Below are 18,711 nucleotides of genomic sequence, written 5' to 3' on the forward strand. Positions count from 1 at the left end.
TATGAAGCAGCTATTTACCATCCTGGCTATCATTTTGATGGTGTGGATTAGTCCTGTCCGGGCGTTGGGTGAACGCCCGGATGTAACCATCATGCCTGCACCTGACTGGGTCGAAACGCAAACACTGGCAAAATTACCCGTTACCCTGCACAAACCACTTCATTATCGGCTGGTGGACAAGCAGGTGAGTGATGTGACTGAGCAAACGTCTTTTTCTCATAATCGTTATGTATTTACTGACGCGGCAGGTGTTCAGGAAGGGAGCACCGTACGAGTGCGGTTTAACCCTGCGTTTCAGCAACTGGTGTTTCACAACGTCACGATATTACGAGAGGGGGAGGCGGTTTATCAGCTAAGTCAGCAAGACATTAAGGTGATCAACGCGGAAGATGATCAGCAAAACAATATGTATTCAGGCTTGTTTGATGCACTGATTTTGCTTCAGGATGTGCGCGTTGGTGACGAACTGGATGTGAGTTATAGTTTGTCTGGTACTAACCCGGTGCTGGGAGAGCGCTTCAGTTACTTTGATAATCTGGGGTGGCGTGTCGCTGTGGATTTACTGACCTTTAAGCTGACGCTGCCCGGAGATAAAAAAGTAGCGTATAAAGTGTTCGGCGACTCAAATGCTCAGGTGCAACACCAACAAAGCGATACCATGCAAACCTACACGGTGCGTGTGGAGAACAGCGTAGCGCATACAGTAGAGCACGAGCTTCCTGGCTGGTTTAGCCCTTTTCCCTATATTCAGTTTACTGAGTTCAATTCCTGGCTTGAAGTACAAGCCTGGGCGGCTGAGCTGTTCAAAGTAGATTCAGAGCTGAGCCCGGCGTTACAGGCGTATATTAATGAACTAAAAGCACTGCCTCAAGATCAGGCCATTGAGCAGGCGATTACGTTTGTTCAGGATGAAATCCGATATCTTGGCTTAGAGCTTGGTGTGAACTCGCATCAGCCTAATATGCCACATCAGGTTTATGAGAAACGTTTTGGTGACTGTAAAGACAAAACCCTGTTGCTGAACACCCTGCTTAAGGCACTTGAAATCGAAGCGCAACCTGCATTGGTATCTACCGAAAAGCGAGACTACATCAATGAGTTTTTACCGACGCATAGCGCGTTTAACCATGTCATTACTTATTTTACTCTGGACGGACAGGAGTTTTGGGTAGACCCGACAATTAGCTATCAGGGAAACAGTCTGAACGCTTTATATCAGCCCGATTACGGAAGGGCTTTGTTAGTCGATGCGCAATCTGGTGCTTTGAAAGAAGTTGAGGTTAAAGTGGCACGCCATGGTATCGACATCAATGAAATGATCATTGCCCCCGATTATGTTTCGCCAGTGCAATGGCGTATTGAGTCACAGTATTATGGTTGGCAAGCCGAGCGTCTGCGTTATCAGCTGGCCTCGTCGCAAAAGAAGCAATTTCAGGAACACTCGCTGAATTACTACGCGCAGTTTTATCCTGGGGTTCAGGTTAAAACCCCCATTACCTTTTCGGACAATCGCCGCGACAATGTGATCACGGTTGTTGAGTCTTACTGGGTGCCCGATTTCTGGCAATCAGGAGATGCCGGCGCTGTTGAGTTTTATCTTGGTGCAGGCAATGTCAGCCAGTATGTCAAATTACCTCAGACGGTTCGGCGCAAGCAACCGCTGGCAAAAGTATACCCAATGACAACGTCTCAACGGGTTACTTTGCTGATGCCTATGGACGTTGATTTTAGTGCCCTGGCTTATCAAAAGTCTTTCACCGACCCCTATATGCGTATTGACAGTGCAATGGAATATGATCGCCGTCGTGTGACCTTTCACAGCCAGTATGAGGCACTTGCAGAATATGTGCCGGTTGAAGCGGTGCCTGCTCACCTGAGTAAATTAAAACAAGCTAGTAAGTTCACTGGATTTGGCGGCTCGGTATCTGAGGTGACGACCAACCCGAATCACACCGTATTCAAAGAATTCGTGGAACAAATGGAACGTACGACTAAGATGAAGTTTGTTGGAGAGTCATTATGATGCGTTTAATTGGAACATTATTGCTGATCCTGATTACGTCCGGATGTGCATCAACCAAAAAAACGGTGCTACTTAACGACACTCAGTCTATTTATGATGCAAATAAAACGCTGGAATACGTGCTAAATGATCCCGACCCCCGCATGCTGTTCGACTTGATAGACAAAGAAGCCAGTGAAACCTATGCCAAAGATGAGATAGGCATTAGCGAGGAAGACTTTGCACTGAACAGCGCCATTGTCACGGTTGGTGCGCTGAAGGGCTTGAGTCGTTTTGATCATGTTGCCTACTCACATAGCCAGGCAAAAGGGAACTACTGGTACAGTCATTATATCTTTTCCAATAACAACGGCAGTTATGCTCTGGTAGATCTGGTTTTAACCAAGCAGGGCAAGAAACTGGTGGATGTTCACAACCATGTGTTCCGTTCCAGTGTCGTCAATTATCTGGGCGAATATGAACAACTGATTGAGCAAAAAGGATATGGTGACGCACTTACAAAAATAGAAGAGCAGGTTGAGAATGATGATCCTCAGTCAGCACTGGAACATTATCTGGCCTTGCCCGAAGAGGTGCGTATGCTTGGGATCGTACATGAATCTTTGTTTCGCTTTATTAAGCGTTGCAACGCAGAGGCGTATCAAGCATTTTGCAACCGCGTTTTATCGGACAGCCAGCATGAATACCAGGGCCTGCTAAGAGCAAACATGTACAGCAACCTCAACGAATATGACAAGGCTTTGTCTGAGTACGAGCAAGTGCCCGAAGCAATACGTAGCAGCGCGCCAATTTTAATGGAAGCGGCCGTTTTACAGGCCCGTCAAGGGAATAAGCAGGAGGGCTTTGCCCTGGCGCTTGATGCCTTATACCGAGCGTCGGGCCACTCTTATGGATACTTGATGTTACTACAGGTTTCTTTGTTCTCAGGTGAGCATGAGTTCTCGGCAGAGCTACTTTCTTTTATTAAGAAGACCTTTGAAATCCAATTTACCGAGCAGGAACTGGCAGATTTTAGTGGTGATAGTGGGTTTATTCAGTCTGAGCAATACGCGCAGCTTAAGCTGAGCTATTTTTAACCTAATTGAAAAAGGAGTAGATAATGTGGATTAAGAATACGCCGCTGGAAGGCCAGTACATCAGGCTTGAGCCCCTGGCTCTTGAGCATGTTGATGAGCTTAAAGAAGCTGTTGAGGATGGCCAAAGCTGGAAGCTCTGGTATGCAAATGTGCCGTCACCCCAACAGATGCAACAGTATGTCGAAAAAGCGTTAAGTAAGGTTGCTGAGGATCAGGTGACCTTCGTTGTAAGATCGATAGCAAGCGGGCACATTGTTGGTACTACCCGCTATTACGATATTAAGCCCGAGCACAAACGCGCTTCGATTGGTTATACCTGGTATAGCGCAGCGGTTAGGCGGACACCGGTCAACACGGAGGCAAAACTCTTGTTGATGGCAAACTTGTTTGAAACGTGTGGTGCGTTATCACTGGAATTCAAGACGCACTTTTTTAATCACCCGTCACGACAAGCAATCGAGCGTTTAGGGGCCAAATTGGATGGCGTACTCAGAAGTCATCAGATTTTGGCGGATGGCTCTGTTCGTGATACCGCCGTGTATTCCATTCTGGCCTCTGAGTGGCCAGCGGTTCGCAACCATCTTAAAGCAAAACTCACAGCCCGTTAAAACGGGCTGTGAAGCTCAAAGCGATGCTCACCAATCTGGATGTCCTTAAATCTGGGCTCTACAATCTCAAAGTTACCTGACTTGATGGTATCCATCAGGTCATCCGGCTGCTCACCATAGACTTTCTGATCCAGATAGCCTGTTTGCCAGCCTTGTACACCCTTTACAGTGCCCAGATAGAACACTCTGAGCTCAACTCTGCGCTGAGTCTTGGCAATGAACAAATATTCAGGTTCAGGTGTATTATCGAGCTCAATGGTGCGCAGCATTAGCGCTGAGACGTCGTCAAACAAATGGGTGTTGTGTCTGGCAAAAGTCTCCAGAGTGGTCACTAAATCCTCTGGTAGTGACTGTTTATCTTGTTCAGGCATTTCAATCAGATCCAATAAGGTTTGCGTCGTCAGTGGTTGTGTTTCCAGGGTCAGTGCAGTTTGGATCCGCCGCTTTAGTTGCTCGTCGCTGACTTCATGCAGTAGCGACTCGAGTGCCTTCAGACCTTTTCGCCCCAGCTCATTGACCAGGTAGCGAGGGTCGAAGTCCTCGGGCTGGGTAATCCCGGCATTGAGGCGGTTTATCTGAGCGTTAACACTCAGACCTCGAAAATCCAGCAATGGCGTTTGGGTCGTTATTAGCAGTCCAAACAAGCACAAAGCCAGCGGTCGATTAACCGCGCCCAATTGCTTGTGCCAGCTGGCTTTGTGAGCTGCGAGTTGCCACACATAACCAAGACAAACAGCCATGCTAACGCCTGCAATCAGTACCGCCCAAAGTCGTGCCAGGCTCAGGCCGTATTGATCGATTCTGAGGTATAACCCCCAGCCGCTGAACGCCAGATAGCAGGGCAGCAGGAGCAGGCCTATTGCAATGAAATGGCGATACCACAGGCGCTGAGTTAACGCGTCCCCCGACAGGTTTAAGCACAATACGATGGCCCCGACCAGCACAAAGATCAGGGCACTGCCGCCGTTGTGCCAGAGTGTGTCTAACTCACTGAATAACACAGCCACGAAAAACAGCATGGCCACAGTGACCAGTACAGGTAATAACAAGGTGGCAAAGTTTCGGCAAATGGCGAATAGCTGATTGGCGAAGTGGCTGCGACTGCGCGCCTGGATAACGCCAATGGCCTGGCTTAGTGTAATGGCTGGGTAGAAAAACCAGGGCTCAGAAAACAAATCGGTGAAAAACCCGATTTCAATCACTTCAAACAAGCTGGCCCACAACATTAACAACATCAGTACAGACAGCGTAAATAATTGCGCCGCGCCGAAAACCAATAAAAAGCGACCCAGCGAGATGCTTAGTATCTCGTAGCCGGGCAACCAGTTTGCTCGACTGTTTTGGGTTATCCATGGCACCAGTAATACAGAGGCCAGAAATACGATCAGTGGGTAAGGCCAGGCCTGAGAAGGCAAAGGTGCGCGTTCAGGAAGCAGCTGGCTGCCCAGATAAAAGCCACACAGAGTGAATATCAGTGCATAGAGCCCCAGCTGGACATAAAACGACGCTCTAAGCTGAGTAAAGCTTGAGAAAACCAGGGTTGAGGGCAGAAATATAATCAACGAATAGGCGGCAAACAGCCACTGTGGTGATTGTCCCGGCCAAAATTCGAAGTCGACAGATTGATGCAGGATGATCAGAAAAAAGCTTTGCAGTAGTGCGACCAATAGCAGTTTACGGCCAGCCAGCAATGGTTCCATAAGTCTCTCACAATATCAGTTCCTTGTTCCTGTCATTTAAACTTAACAGGGCTGAAATGCAAGTAAAAGAATGAAGAGGAGCGAGTCATATCTCTGAATTATGCAACAAAGAATTTGACATATTATGTCTTGCTGTGGCAGATTGACTGTGTGGTAAACAGACATCATTGGTGTTTGAACTTGTCAAATAAGTGCCTGAAGATTCTAGCTTAATTGGTGCGAAAGAATCTTCCCATGGTTAGGTATGCTGTTTGTAATTGGGCATATGGTATCCCATTCTCACATGCGCTATCTGGCGATTTAAAGCGGCGCTTTTTACGTTTGTTTACCAAGCTGGCGTTTAGCAGGTGTTATGATTGCCATTACCACGCTATGCTCCTTTCGTTTTTATAAACGCAATAATTGCCCGTGTAAGGAGGAAATATGGACTTTTTAAACACGGCCTTCACTTTTCCCACGGTGGTCTACTCTACATTACTGCTGATAGTACTGCTGTTTTGGCTGATTTCTCTGGCAGGCTTTGCCGACCCCGATATGCTCGACGGCGATGCCGATATCGAAGTTGAGGGCGGTGCTGACGGCGGCTCGTTGTGGCAAATGGGCTTTGGCGGTGTGCCTTTAACTGTGTCAATCAGTCTAATCGTTGCACTGAGCTGGGTGGTTAGCTTTTATGCCCAAAAGCTATTTGCGTACCTGCTTGGTGATGGTGTGATGTTTTACCTGACAGGCGGCGCCTTTATGCTGGGTAGCTTGTTCGTGGCATTGCCGTTGGCTGCAGCAGCAGTGCGACCCCTGCGTGGCGTATTTGATAGTCAGCAAACAAGCAGTAAAGACGCGTTAGTCGGACTGGAATGTGTGATTGCCACCGGAAAAGTCACCGCAACATTTGGCCAGGCGCGCGTTTCCCATGAGGGCAGCGAGCAGTTAGTCGAAGTCAGATGTGATGAAGAAAATACGTTTACTCAGGGTGATAAAGCACTGCTGATTGAACACAACACAACAACCCATAGCTATACAATCGTCACCAACCCCTGGTGACAGCTCAACTTTAAACGGCGTCGGATAAGCGCCCGGGAATAACTAATAAAACTAATCAGGAAGAAATATGGAATTTTTAAATAACCTTGGCCCAGTTTTGACCATAGTCGGCACTGCGATTGTCGTCATTTTTGCTGTTATTTTATTGATCGGTAAATTCTATCGAAAGGTGGAGCAGGGGCATGCCCTGATCATCAATAAAATGAAAAATGAACCTGATGTCACCACCACGGGCGGCATTGTTTATCCGGTGATCCACAAGATGGAAGTGATGGATATTTCCACTAAACGCATGGTGCTGGAGCGCCGCGACAGCAGTGGCTTGATCTGTAAAGACAATATCCGTGCTGATATTGCTATCACTTTTTATATCCGCGTAAACGAAAATAAAGAAGACATACTGCGGGTTGCCAAACAAGTGGGCTGTGCGCGCGCATCTGAGCCGGAAACGCTACAAGAGCTGTTTGAAGCTAAGTTCTCAGAAGCACTGAAAACTGTGGGTAAGCAGATGAACTTTGAGGAGCTGTTCACACACCGTAATGAGTTCCGCGACAGCATCAAAGAAGTGATTGGTCAGGACCTGTCGGGCTATACATTAGAAGATGTGGCGATTGACTATCTGGAACAAACCTCAATCCACAAGCTGGATGCAAGCAATATTCTCGATGCGGAAGGTATTCGCCGTATCACTGAAAAAACCGCAGCGCAAAACGTTGAAACCAACCAGTTAAAGTGTGACGAGCAGGCGCAAATCGAGATCCAGAATCAGGCAGCTCTGGAAAAAACGCTGGAAATTGAGCGCCAGAAAGAAGATGCCAAGGCGAAGCAAAAGCGTGAGATTGAAACCGTTCAGGCACGCGAAGAAGCCGAAGCTGAGCGCGTGAAGCAAGAAGAGCGCCTGAAGTCTGAAGAAGCGCGTCTCAAAGCCGATGAAGCAATCCAGATTGCAGAGCAGAACAGGCAGCGTGAAGTCGATATTGCTGAGCAAAATCGTCTGCGCGTGCTGGCCATTGAAGAAGAAAAAGTCGCCCGTTCGCGTGAAATTGAAGTCATTGAGCGTGAAAAAGAAACCGAGATCCTGCGCATTAACAAAGAAAAAGCGCTGGAAGTGGAGCGCAAAGAGATTGCTGACGTGCAACGTGACCGTGTTGCGGTTGAGAAAACCGTAGCCCAAGAGCAAGAGCGTATTAAAGACGTGCAGACACTGGCGGCTGCCGAGCGTGACAAGCAAGCCATTGTGATCCGTGCCCAGGCTGAAGCAGAGGAAGCTTTGGTGAAAGACATTGAAGCGGCAAAAGCACAAGAGCAGGCAGCTGATTTTAAAGCCCGTGAAATGGAAAAAATGGCTGAAGCTGAGCTGCGTATTGCAAACCAGCAAGCTGAGTCGAAGAAAATTCTGGCAGAGGCAATGCAGGTTGAAGCGGCTGCTTCAGGTCTGGCGGAAGCCGATGTGATCAAGGCAAAAGCACAAGCCAATGCATTGCAGGGTGAAACAGACGCCAAAGTACTACAGCAGAAGATGGAAGCAGAAGCGCACGGTAAGCGCGATATTGGCCTGGCAGATGCCGAAGTTCAAACTGCCATGGCAGAAGCCATGGAGAAACAGGGTGAAGCGGAAGCGATTAACCTTGAGCGCAGAATGTCAGCCGAAGCCAAAGGTCTGGAAGAGAAGCTACAGGCACTGAATGCTATGGATAAAGATGCCCGTGACTACGAAGGCTTTACACTGCAACTGAACCAGCAAAAAGAGTTGACGCTGGCACAGCTGGAAGCGAACAAAGAAATTGCAGCTCACCAGGCACAAGTGCTGGCTAAAGCACTGAGCGATGCAGACATTAACTTCATGGGGGGAGACGGTCAGTTCTTCAACCAGTTTATGAACGCCATCACACTGGGTAAATCCATCGATGGTTTGGTTAATGAAAGCCAGACAATGCAGACCGTGTTTAAAGACCACCTTAACGGTGAGCGGAATCTGATGGATGACCTCAAAGGCGTGCTGGCAGGTGCCAATGCTTCGTCTGAGACACTGAAGAACATTAATATGAGTAAGTTTTTCCAGCAATTGAGCAATACTTCAGATGCTGAAAAACAGCAATTGCTCAGCCTGCTTGGCAATTCACTGAACGGTAATTCAGCTAAAAACACAACACAGGATTAACCCCTGCGCCGGGGCGCTGCCCCAATGTTTTTTAAGGTGCGTGATAGCGAACCGGTATTGCGCACCGGATATGATTACAGGAAAGTGATATGACGGAACCAACAAGCCAGGACACTGCATCACACAGCGCGCTGGAGCAGGGCTCCTATCAACTGATAAAGCGCCGTCTGAGTAACTTTGGTAGTGAGCTACGCACTCAGGTGGATGACCTCAATGGCCAGCGTATTGACGCGTTTGGCAGCACTGAGCTGAAAGTTCAGGGTCGTGCCCGGGTTCGCACTGAGCATAATTGTATTCCCAGAGATATAGTTCTGATCGGTGATAAACTGATCTTTGCATACAACGTCTTTATGGGCCTCAAGCAAAGCACCCACGTCAGTGATGTATTCAGTGTGCAAAAGCTGGTGCAGCAGGATGACCACTATGAAGTTGAGTCTTACCCTTCAGAGACCAAGTTTCTGACCGATGCCCGCTTTTTGCGAGACTTTGAAGAGCTTTATACCTATTACAAAGAAACCCGTTTGCAGCATCTGTTTGTACAGGGCGGCAAGCTGTTTGCGCTGTTCCAGATTGGCGACAGGCTGAGCGATGTCAGGGTATTCCGCTGGCAAATTGCCGCAGACAATACGCTCGACTATATCGACAACCGTGGTGAGCGCGACATCTCAGCGCACAGCGGTTTTGATTTTGAATGGACCAAGACCGACCGTGCCCAGCATGAGGAAGGCCGACATCCGCACATTAATGTGCTCGACAAAGTGTTTGTCGAAACCGTTGGTGGCGACCTGACCATCAAAATAGAGAACAATACGGGAACTGGCGAAGGCATCTACAGCGAGCCGGTGGAAGACAGCAATCAGTCATTGGCAGACTGTGAATTGTATTATGCTCAGGTGGGGGAATTGATCCTCCTAAGGGTATTACCCTATCGTGAAAAGCAGTGGCGTTACTTTATCTACAATTGCCGCAGCCAACAGGTAATGAGACAGGATGCCATCGGTCAGGCATGTGTTCAGTTGCCTGAAGACCACGGTATTATTTTCCCGGGTGGCTATTATTTGCAATCCGGTCAGACGCGCTATTTTGAAGATAAAATAGAGGATTTGGAGTTTCATCGTCAGCTGAAATCACCTAATGGTGAAGACGTGCTGTACGTTTTTTATGAGCCTACCGAAGGTCGCTATGCGCTGTTTGCCTACAACATCATCGAAAAGAACCTGCAAAACCCCATTTATTGCCATGGCTATGGCATTTATGAAGACGGTTTAACGCTGACGTTTAAAGCGGAGCAGGAAGAAGCTGAGCGGGTTCATCCCATCCAGATCTGGCAAAGCCCCTTTTGTTCAGCAGAGTTTGCAGCCAATGCGCCGGCACCCACAAGCGGCCTTGGCCGGATAGGCAATCCGGATCTGGTCAGAGCTATCTCCGATTTATACAGCGTCTGTAAGGCCATCAGTGAACAAAACCCCAGTGTCTTTCATTACGAAGATCTGATCTCTCATACCCGTGGCATACTTGACCGTTACCACTGGCTGGCCGAAGCGGATTTCAGCACCATTAATTCGCAGCTGCATGACATCTTTGAAACCTCAGAGCAGGTACTGGATGAGTTTGAAAAAGTCAGCCAGATCCAGCAAAGTGCCCGACAGGCCGAAGCGGATATTGAACAGGAAAGCCATCAGGTACTGCGTGAGGTACGCCCCGATAGCTTTAAACTGGCCAGCGAGTTTGTGGCCAGTCTGGATGCGCTGAAACTGCTCAAAGGGAAAGTGATCAGTCTGGAGGAAGTGAAATACATTAATCTGGATGTACTCAGTACCATTCAAAGCAATATTGATGAGCAGACTCGCATACTCAGCCATGCCACGGCGACTTTCCTGCAGCAGGATAAAGCACTGGCGCCGTATCATGAGCAGTTGCAGGAGATCAATGAGAAAAGTGAGCAAAGCGACAGTGTCACTGAGCTCAAAGGGTATCTCGGCTCTCTGGAAACGCTGGGTGGCGAGCTGGATCTGCTCAACCACACTATGCTGGATCTGGAGATTGAAGACAGCCGGGTAAGGACCCAAATTCTTGAAGACGTGAGCGGCGTCTATGCGCTGGTTAACCGTGCTAAAGCGGCCGTCGAGATCCGCCGTAAAAGCCTCGGGAGTGTTGAGGCCAAGGCCGAGTTTGCCGCGCGCTTTAAGCTGTTCAGTCAGAGTATCACCAGTGCCCTGAGCGCCGCTAAAACGCCTGAACAATGTGACGAGCAGCTATCTCGGTTGCTAATACAACTTGAGGAGCTGGAGTCTCAGTTCAGTGAGTACGATGAGTTTCTGGGTGAGATCCTGGCAAAGCGGGATGATGTTTACGAAAGCTTTGAAGCGCATAAACAGCAGTTGATTGACGAACGCCAACGTCGGGCACTGAATCTGGCAACCGCAGCCGAGCGGATTTTACAGGGGGTAAGCCGGCGCACCCACAGCTTTACCGAGCTGGACCAGATAAACAGTTATTTTGCCTCTGATCCTATGATCAGTAAATTACGCAGTCTGACTCAGGAGCTAAAAGAGCTTGGCGATGAGGTTAAAGCAGATGACATTGCCGCTAAGCTCAAAGCCAGTAAAGATCAGGGGATCCGCTCGCTCAGAGATAAACAGGATATCTATAGCGATGGCGGCAAAACCGTCAAAATCGGCAAGCATGGCTTTAGTGTTAATAAACAGGTGCTGGACCTGACGTTGTTGCCTCGTGATGACGAGTTAATGCTGCACCTGACCGGTACCGAGTACTTCGATGTGATTCCTGATCAGCAAGCCCGTTCACAGTTGGCACAGGCCGCGGATTACTGGGCGCAAACCTTGCCTTCCGAAAGTGCAGAGATTTATCGCGGTGAGTTTTTGGCTGCGCAGATCCTGCGTGCGGCGCAACGAGGTGAGTCCGACTTGTCGATGGAACAGCTGCAGCGTGCACTGCAAGATGACTCGTTACTAACCTTAGTGCAAGCGTTTGCTGAGCCAAGATATCAGGAAGGCTATGAAAAAGGCATTCATGACTTTGATGCGACCCAGATCCTGAGTGTGTTACTGAAACAGAAAAGCGAGCTGGGGTTGTTGATCTATCCGGCCAGCTGCCGGGTGATGGCGCAGCTGTTTGTCTCTGCGTTAGAGCGTGAGAAATTACAACCGTTGCAGCAACAAGCCACTCAGGCGCAACTAATGGCCACGACGCTCAGCGATCCACGCTTTAACCAGTTACTGATTGGTGAGCTAAGTGAGCAGATTAGTGATTTTGCAGCGCAGCTGGGTGATTACACCACGAGTCTGGCACAGTATTCTGCGCAGCTGAGCGCTGAATATCTCATCCAAGTGTTGGCAAGCAGTAACAGCCTGCCACAGTTTGAAGTGCAGGCAGAGGCACGTAAACTGACGGAGCAGTTCCAGAGTATGGCTAAAGCCAAAGGCTTCTGGCAGACGCTGCAAGAGACCTTTGCTGAGTTAACCAGCTTGTCAGAAAAATGCCGTCTGGCTTCCGGCTGGCTGAGCGCTTATGGCGAGCAACACAATGCGAGCCTCGATTGTCAGATTGAAGCGGCGAGTTACCTGTTGCTGGTGGAACACCAGGCACTCAGTTATCAGGTACAGGATGTTCAGACGCAGACGCACGTATCCGGTCTAATGGGGCAACATCTGCGTATTGAGGAGCAGACTCTGACGCTTGATTATGCTGAGTTTTTGGCCCGGACCAGTGCTTACATTGAGCAGGCTTTACCTGCATATCAGCGCTATCAGCAGTTAAAAGCGGATGTGCTGCAGGCGCAAAAAGCGCGCCTGCAACTGGAAGAGTTTAAGCCCAGACCGCTGAGCTCATTTGTGCGTAACCAGCTCATTGATAAGGTCTATTTTCCAATCATTGGCGATAACCTGGCCAAGCAAATCGGTGCCTCAGGCAGTGCTAAGCGTACCGACTTAATGGGCATGTTGTTGCTGATCTCGCCGCCGGGATACGGTAAAACCACTTTGATTGAATATGTGGCAAACCGGCTGGGGCTGACCTTTGTTAAAGTGAACTGTCCGTCTATTGGTCATGATCAGGTCTCTTTAGACCCGTCGCAGGCAATCAATGCGACCGCCGCCAAAGAGATAGATAAGATCAACCAGAGCTTCGAAATGGGCAATAACGTAATGCTCTATCTGGATGACATTCAGCATACCAACCCGGAGTTTTTACAGAAGTTTATTTCGCTGTGTGACGGCTCACGACGCATTGACGGGGTATGGAATGGTAAGAGTAAAACCTACGACCTGCGTGGTAAAAAGTTTGCCGTAGTGATGGCGGGTAACCCGTATACCGAATCGGGTGAAAGCTTTAAGATCCCGGATATGCTGGCGAACCGGGCTGACATTTACAACCTGGGCGATACACTGGCCGGGTGTGAGCAAGAGTTTGCCATGAGCTTTGTGGAGAATGCACTTACTTCCAATGCTGTGCTGGCGCCACTGGCAAACCGCAATATGGCTGATTTGTACAAGCTGGTCCGAATTGCGCAAGGGGAAGACATTTCTCTGAACGAGCTGGAATATGGCTACTCTCAGGCCCAGGCGAATGAAATTACAGCGGTACTTCAGAAGCTGCTGGTCATTCGCGAAACCGTGCTTAAAGTAAACGCCCAATATATTGCCTCGGCTGCGCAGGACGATAATTATCGTACTGAGCCACCATTTAAGTTGCAGGGCAGTTACCGCAACATGAACAAGATGGCCGAAAAGGTAGTTGCCGCCATGAATCAGGAAGAACTGGAAAACCTGATCCAGGATCACTATCGGGGTGAAGCGCAAACACTGAGTAAGGGCAGTGAGGAAAACCTGCTTAAACTGGGGGAATTGCGCAATACCCTGACAGCACAGGAAAATGAGCGCTGGGCTCAGATCAAGGCGGACTATGCGCGCCTTCATCGGGCTAATGACGCGGGAAGTCCGGCATTGCTGGCGGTTGAGCAGTTAGCTGAAGTAAGCGGTGCGTTGTCACAGATAGCGTCTCGTCTGGATAAAACGCAGTTAAGTCACAATTACAGTGAGCAATTTGAAGGGTTGCGAGCCATTCTTGGTGAACAGGGCGTGACCGCACAGCTGCAACAACTGACCCGACAGGCTGAGCAGCCAGCCATCCTGACGGCGTTGGAGCAACTTGCTGAACAGCACATGACGCAAAACCAGCAATTACCGCACTGGCTGGAGACCATCACTGAGGCAATAAACTCGGCGGCGCAAAACAGTGACAGTGCCACTCGTCAGGGGCAGGCTGAGCTCAAAGAAGTGCTCGAAGTGCTGGTGGCTTATCAACAGTCAGGGCAAAGTGAGCTGGTGCAGACACTGAGCGAGACAGTTGGTCAGGCGTTGGCTCAAAGCGATAAGCTTGCTGCCAGCAATCAGGCAACGCTGCGATCCGCGCTGGACTCAGTGCTCAGGCAGCAGCAAACCAACATGTCGGCTCAGGCTCAGGATGTATCGAATGCACTGGCGCAGTCCGTTGCAGGGTTAGCACATCATCAAAACGCGCTGGATAACGTGCTGGCATCGCTGAGCAGTCAGCAACAGTCTGAACAGAGAAAGCAAAGTGATGCCCAGCAAGCACTGATTGGCGAATTAACCGCGCAGCTGGCACGCATTCAGTCGGCTAATGTACAGGTAGATAACTACAGTGATGATGCCAGTGCCCAGGCGTTAGCAGCGGTCACTGAGTTACTGAGCCAAATGCATCAGGCGTCGCAGCAGGGTAATGATGCGGGGTTGCGGGCGCAACTCACAGAGATCCTTGATAAGCTTGATAATTTGCAGCTGGCGCCTGCTGACAGTAATGAACCAAGAGGAGACAATCCTTATATGTTATAAGGCCGCACAGTGCGGCCTTATAATCTCTGCTTACTCCTCGCCCTCCGTACTATTCGCGGTTGGTGCAGGAGTATCTGACACTAAGCCCTGACTATCTCTGACGTTCTTTTGAACGGCAATAGCGGCATACAGGCTCATCAAATACGCGATACCATAAAAGCCCTTTTCACTGAGCAGTAGCTCGGCGCGCCACAGGGCAAATACCAGCAGTACTATGGCCAGAAGGGTGGAAGCCAGGCTCAAGACATAATACATGTTTGAGGTTGGGATTTGCTCCTGCCGATCGCGAATACACTTTTGCAGTGATACCGCAGAAAACAGACCATACAAGAGGGCTATCAGGTAATATCCTTTTTCATTTAATGCCATTTGTGCGTTGAACAGGCCAATCAGGTAACAGGCAATACCAATTAGCAGGGCTACCACAGAGGCTAGTTTAAAAGCGTTACTTGGTGCATATGGGGTTGAATGCGTCATAATCTTTTCTCCTAAAGCGGGTATTTCAATTCAACCGGACCATTCGGTGTCAGCACGGTACTGTGGGCCAGCAACTGATTGTTTTTTAGATATCGGGCAATAGAGGTAAAAGTGGTGGTTTTCACCTTACCCTGGTGATCACTACTGTCGATCCCATCGTTAAAGAACGAGCCCAGCGCCAGTTTAAAGCGGCTGACATTGAGTGTTTGCGGCTCAAAATAGGCCCGCGTATTCACTTTAAGCTGTGCCATGTCCGTGGTGTTATATAAAGCCGCGTTGATCACATTCAGTGTATGCTCGGTGCAATTTTGCTTCTGGTTATTAAATGGGTTGGCTACCACCGAGTAGCGCGGGTTATGGACCTTGGCAGGTACTCCCTGCGCAAACGCATCCAACAACTTTTGTTGTAATGCCTGCGTGGGTATTGCAATGGCCGCTTTGAGGTCATGCACTGACCAGAAAAAGTCTGTGGGGTAATCTACTATCAGCTGACTGGTGCCGGGGTCGTCGCTCAACTGATATAAATTATGAATGGCATAACCCTGCTTTTTCTCACCCTCTGTGGTCGTGAGCTCTGAGTAGACCGCCAGTGCGACATGGGTAAATTCTATGCCCTCAGGTAAGTCATTCTCGGGACGACCGACCCGGCCGATAACAAAGACATGTGCGCCTTGTTGTGCGCTGTAGCGCTCAACCTGTTTGGCAAACTGAGCAATCTGGTTAGCTTCAAAGCGGGCTTCACCACTGTTTTGGCTGCCTGCAATCGTATGTGTGCTGGCACATATTGCTGCGGCCACGCACAATCCTTGTATCCAATTCATCATTACAGCTCCTCGTTAAGGGCTTGTGAAGGTGCAGGTCCTGCGATTAATACATCGTCACAAATGGGCAAAGGTTTTGGACTGGCAGCGTCAGATAAGCCGGTCGCGGCCTGGGTACTGGCAATACCTACTGAAATGGCACTGAATCCTATTATTGCGACGGGGATGGCAACAGCTACCATAGACACTGTTGCACCTTCAACGGCGCTTTCACCAACGCTAAGTGCACTGTACTTACTGGCCTGGCTACCATGATGGCTTGCCTGTGATGCATGGCTGTCATTGGCTGCTGCCTGCGTACAAACCATACTTAATAGTGCTGTGCATAAAGCTGAACGAAGTAAGTGAGTCATATCTTTCCCTCCTGGTAAGCAAACCATGTGGTTTGCGTTGACTTGCTTTCCAATTTACCGGAGGGATTGAATTTGTATACTCAAAATTAATATGTATAGTAATTAGAGACTATAAGTATAGGAATTTAATACTTTGAGCCAGATCCCATTAATCACTTCAATGCTTAAACAGCTATTGAAGCAACACAAACTGACCTATAAAGAGGTTGCTAATGCACTGGATATGAGCGAGGCCAATGTGAAGCGGGTCTTTGCCAGCGAGCAGTTTAGCTTGCAGCGACTTGAGCAGATCTGTGATCTGATGCAATTGTCTTTGGCGGATTTGTTTGCACTTGGAGAGCAAAAGCAATCACTTATCAGCCAGCTCACGCAGGCGCAGGAGCAGGAGTTGATGGAGAATCCAAAGCTCTTTTTAGTGGCTGTGTGCGTGCGTGATGGCTGGCAGTTTGAAGACATCATTGCTCGGTATCAGATAGATGAACTGGAGTGTATCCGCTTGCTGGCGCGCTTAGATAACCTGAATATGATCCAGCTGTTGCCTAACAATCGCTATAAATCATTAGTAGCCCAGGATTTTCGCTGGATCCCCGGCGGCCCGCTTGAGCGGTTTATCGAACAGCAGGTGTTGACCAAGTTTTTACAGGGAGATTTTAACCGTGAGGATAGCTTTCGGTTTTATTTACGTGGAAGCTACAGTGATGCCACCATCAGTGTGGTACGGCGTCGTCTTGAGCAGCTCACCAAAGAGGTTGCTCAGCTTAACCAACAGGATGCACGGTTACCTCTGAACAAGCGTCAGAGTGTGGGGCTGTTTATGGCAATGCGCCCATGGCAACTGGGGCTATTTAATGACCTCAGACGGGATGATTAAAGACATACCTCTACTAGTTAAGCCGACGCAAGGTTTCTTTGTTGTTATGAAATAGGCACTTTGTTTATTGCGTTATCAGCACGATTAGTGTTGAGTAAGTGAAGATTCATTATATGGTAATAAGCAACAATTAAGGTTGGGGTGTTCCCTAATTAAATACATTTTGTCTACTTTATCTGGGGCGGCGAATAATATATTTCCTGAATCTAATTGCGAGAATACTTTATGTTTTAGAAAGGGTAACATGAATTTAATTGTAAATGACACGATATCATTGATTAATTTTTTCTAATTATTTAGTATTGCATTCGCTTGGCTCCAAAAGTAGAACAATAATTAAACAATAAAACATTGCCCTGACAATGTGGCTTTACGGACCTATATGGAATTTGAAACAACACTGACGCGCTCTGCACATTACCTGAAACAGGCTTTGCCGATCATGATCCGTTATCGGATCCCGCTGACTCCGTTAAATTATTCGATTTGCTATTGCTACGTCGTCGGCTCACAACCTGAATTGAATGTAGAGCTAGATCAGATCTTGGCGCGTTATCAAAGTTGTCCTCCTCATTTGGCCAGAGAGTTGTTTGATAAGTATCTTTCTCAGCAAGATTTGGCATTGTTTCATGAAATATCTCATTCATTTCAGGGCACCATAGATCAAGTTCAGAGTGAAATTTCGCAAACGCTGGAGACGTCACAGGATTTTTCAGCGTTTTTATCTGAGTGCCACTATGGATTGCACAATTTGAAAAGGCAGGGCTCTGAGCAGGATCCTCGTGCTTACGACGAAGTACTGGAGTATGTATCCAGATTGACTCGAGAAGCGGTCATGATGCAGCAAAATGCATTAGGCTTTCAGAATAAGCTGGAGGTGGCCTATGACGAAATCAAATTGCTCAAAGAAGCACTTTTTGCATCGCAACGAGAGGCCAACACGGATAAACTCACCGGCCTGCTTAATCGTGGTAAATTTGACGAAGATATTGTCAATTTTTGTACTCATCCGATGAGTAAGCAAAAGGTCTTGGTGTTTGTTGATATTGATCACTTTAAGCAATTTAATGACGACTTTGGCCATCAAAAAGGTGACGATATTCTTCGTAAAGTGGCCGAAAAATTGGCGCACCATGCGCAGGGTCGCGGTGATGCTTATCGCTACGGCGGTGAAGAATTTTGTCTGACATTGTCACTCAGCAGTGTCAGTGAAGCAGTCAGCTTTGCTAATATGATCCGCCAGGATATTCGAAAACTCTCGGTAAAAGACAAGAAAACGGGTAACCCCATCAGACAAATCACTGCCAGTTTTGGTATTGCACTGTACAAAGAAGGCGCACCCTGGCAAACGCTTATTGAGCTAGCTGACAGAGCCCTGTATCTGGCCAAATCTCATGGCCGTGACAGGGTAGAGGTAGCCGGTTAGCCGGCTCAGCACACTGTGCTTGTGTAACGATTTCAGCCAATAAAAAATACATCAACTTTCCTCATATATATTATTCCCCATATTACATACGTTAACAAAAGTTTAATCTTTATTCATTTTGTGGTTGATTTTTGATCATATACTCATTAGCTTAATATTCGCTTTACCAAAAGGTCAGACGTCAGATGAGTGTCATATTTGTGCAATTACGCCAGTAGGTAGTGTCGTGGTATGGCAGATTGCCAGCGGATAGAAATCTGAAGGCTGGTCACAGAACACAATGA

At 48.3% G+C, this 18,711-nt stretch carries 12 protein-coding genes; 8 read left to right on the forward strand and 4 right to left on the reverse strand.

Annotation, left to right across the window (positions count from 1 at the left end; genetic code table 11):
• Position 1 precedes the first annotated feature (1 nt).
• The 3 genes from CWB98_RS06540 to CWB98_RS06550 are packed head-to-tail and all read left to right on the forward strand — an operon-like array spanning position 2 to position 3,707.
• Positions 2-2,023: a DUF3857 domain-containing protein gene (locus CWB98_RS06540; protein WP_138544118.1), complete on the forward strand. Its 2,022-nt coding sequence runs from the start codon at positions 2-4 to the stop codon at positions 2,021-2,023.
• Positions 2,020-3,099, forward strand: a complete 1,080-nt coding sequence (locus tag CWB98_RS06545) for a hypothetical protein (protein WP_138544119.1) — start codon at positions 2,020-2,022, stop codon at positions 3,097-3,099. The genes CWB98_RS06540 and CWB98_RS06545 overlap by 4 nt, the downstream gene beginning before the upstream one ends.
• A 23-nt stretch (positions 3,100-3,122) precedes the next feature.
• Complete coding sequence (locus CWB98_RS06550; RefSeq protein ID WP_138544120.1) at positions 3,123-3,707, forward strand: GNAT family N-acetyltransferase; 585 nt, start codon at positions 3,123-3,125, stop codon at positions 3,705-3,707.
• Here the strand turns inward: CWB98_RS06550 and CWB98_RS06555 are convergent.
• Positions 3,704-5,407, reverse strand: coding sequence for a DUF4153 domain-containing protein (locus CWB98_RS06555; protein WP_138544121.1), 1,704 nt, complete (start codon positions 5,405-5,407; stop codon positions 3,704-3,706). The two genes, CWB98_RS06550 and CWB98_RS06555, sit on opposite strands and share 4 nt — an antisense overlap.
• A gap of 423 nt (positions 5,408-5,830) precedes the next feature.
• On the opposite strand from CWB98_RS06555, the gene CWB98_RS06560 reads away from it, so the two are divergent.
• From CWB98_RS06560 to CWB98_RS06570, 3 genes are all read left to right on the forward strand, one after another.
• Positions 5,831-6,445, forward strand: a complete 615-nt coding sequence (locus tag CWB98_RS06560) for an OB-fold-containig protein (RefSeq protein WP_138544122.1) — start codon at positions 5,831-5,833, stop codon at positions 6,443-6,445.
• A 67-nt stretch (positions 6,446-6,512) separates the two neighbouring features.
• Positions 6,513-8,606, forward strand: a complete 2,094-nt coding sequence (locus CWB98_RS06565; protein WP_138544123.1) for a flotillin family protein — start codon at positions 6,513-6,515, stop codon at positions 8,604-8,606.
• A gap of 89 nt (positions 8,607-8,695) precedes the next feature.
• Entirely contained in the window at positions 8,696-14,479 is a 5,784-nt protein-coding gene (locus tag CWB98_RS06570; RefSeq protein WP_138544124.1) for a DNA repair ATPase, read from the forward strand.
• Positions 14,480-14,509: 30 nt separating this feature from the next.
• Here CWB98_RS06570 and yiaA read toward each other — a convergent pair whose 3' ends face one another.
• From yiaA to CWB98_RS06585, 3 genes are read right to left on the reverse strand one after another with little or no spacing between them, the layout of a single operon-like run.
• Complete coding sequence (yiaA, locus tag CWB98_RS06575; protein ID WP_138544125.1) at positions 14,510-14,956, reverse strand: inner membrane protein YiaA; 447 nt, start codon at positions 14,954-14,956, stop codon at positions 14,510-14,512.
• Positions 14,957-14,967: 11 nt separating this feature from the next.
• Positions 14,968-15,780: a DUF2145 domain-containing protein gene (locus CWB98_RS06580; RefSeq protein WP_138544126.1), complete on the reverse strand. Its 813-nt coding sequence runs from the start codon at positions 15,778-15,780 to the stop codon at positions 14,968-14,970.
• Positions 15,780-16,130: a hypothetical protein gene (locus CWB98_RS06585; RefSeq protein WP_138544127.1), complete on the reverse strand. Its 351-nt coding sequence runs from the start codon at positions 16,128-16,130 to the stop codon at positions 15,780-15,782. The genes CWB98_RS06580 and CWB98_RS06585 overlap by 1 nt, the downstream gene beginning before the upstream one ends.
• A 133-nt stretch (positions 16,131-16,263) precedes the next feature.
• Between CWB98_RS06585 and CWB98_RS06590 the strand changes: the two genes are divergently transcribed.
• On the forward strand, positions 16,264-17,001 hold the full coding sequence (locus CWB98_RS06590; protein ID WP_138544128.1) for a helix-turn-helix domain-containing protein: 738 nt from the start codon (positions 16,264-16,266) through the stop codon (positions 16,999-17,001).
• 382 nt (positions 17,002-17,383) lie between these two features.
• A complete protein-coding gene (locus CWB98_RS06595) occupies positions 17,384-18,427 on the forward strand; it encodes a GGDEF domain-containing protein (protein ID WP_138544129.1) in 1,044 nt (347 codons plus the stop codon).
• Positions 18,428-18,711: the final 284 nt, after the last annotated feature.

The sequence above is a fragment of the Pseudoalteromonas rubra genome, from assembly GCF_005887115.1.
Classification (GTDB): domain Bacteria; phylum Pseudomonadota; class Gammaproteobacteria; order Enterobacterales; family Alteromonadaceae; genus Pseudoalteromonas; species Pseudoalteromonas rubra_F.

What these genes read in the sequence shown, in the direction of transcription:
- CWB98_RS06560 (WP_138544122.1), top strand. Translation starts at nt 5,831, where the DNA reads ATGGACTTTTTAAACACGGCCTTCACTTTTCCCACGGTGGTCTACTCT.
- CWB98_RS06585 (WP_138544127.1), bottom strand. Translation starts at nt 16,130, where the DNA reads ATGACTCACTTACTTCGTTCAGCTTTATGCACAGCACTATTAAGTATG.
- yiaA (WP_138544125.1), bottom strand. Translation starts at nt 14,956, where the DNA reads ATGACGCATTCAACCCCATATGCACCAAGTAACGCTTTTAAACTAGCC.
- CWB98_RS06540 (WP_138544118.1), top strand. Translation starts at nt 2, where the DNA reads ATGAAGCAGCTATTTACCATCCTGGCTATCATTTTGATGGTGTGGATT.
- CWB98_RS06580 (WP_138544126.1), bottom strand. Translation starts at nt 15,780, where the DNA reads ATGATGAATTGGATACAAGGATTGTGCGTGGCCGCAGCAATATGTGCC.
- CWB98_RS06565 (WP_138544123.1), top strand. Translation starts at nt 6,513, where the DNA reads ATGGAATTTTTAAATAACCTTGGCCCAGTTTTGACCATAGTCGGCACT.
- CWB98_RS06555 (WP_138544121.1), bottom strand. Translation starts at nt 5,407, where the DNA reads ATGGAACCATTGCTGGCTGGCCGTAAACTGCTATTGGTCGCACTACTG.
- CWB98_RS06595 (WP_138544129.1), top strand. Translation starts at nt 17,384, where the DNA reads ATGGAATTTGAAACAACACTGACGCGCTCTGCACATTACCTGAAACAG.
- CWB98_RS06570 (WP_138544124.1), top strand. Translation starts at nt 8,696, where the DNA reads ATGACGGAACCAACAAGCCAGGACACTGCATCACACAGCGCGCTGGAG.
- CWB98_RS06550 (WP_138544120.1), top strand. Translation starts at nt 3,123, where the DNA reads ATGTGGATTAAGAATACGCCGCTGGAAGGCCAGTACATCAGGCTTGAG.
- CWB98_RS06545 (WP_138544119.1), top strand. Translation starts at nt 2,020, where the DNA reads ATGATGCGTTTAATTGGAACATTATTGCTGATCCTGATTACGTCCGGA.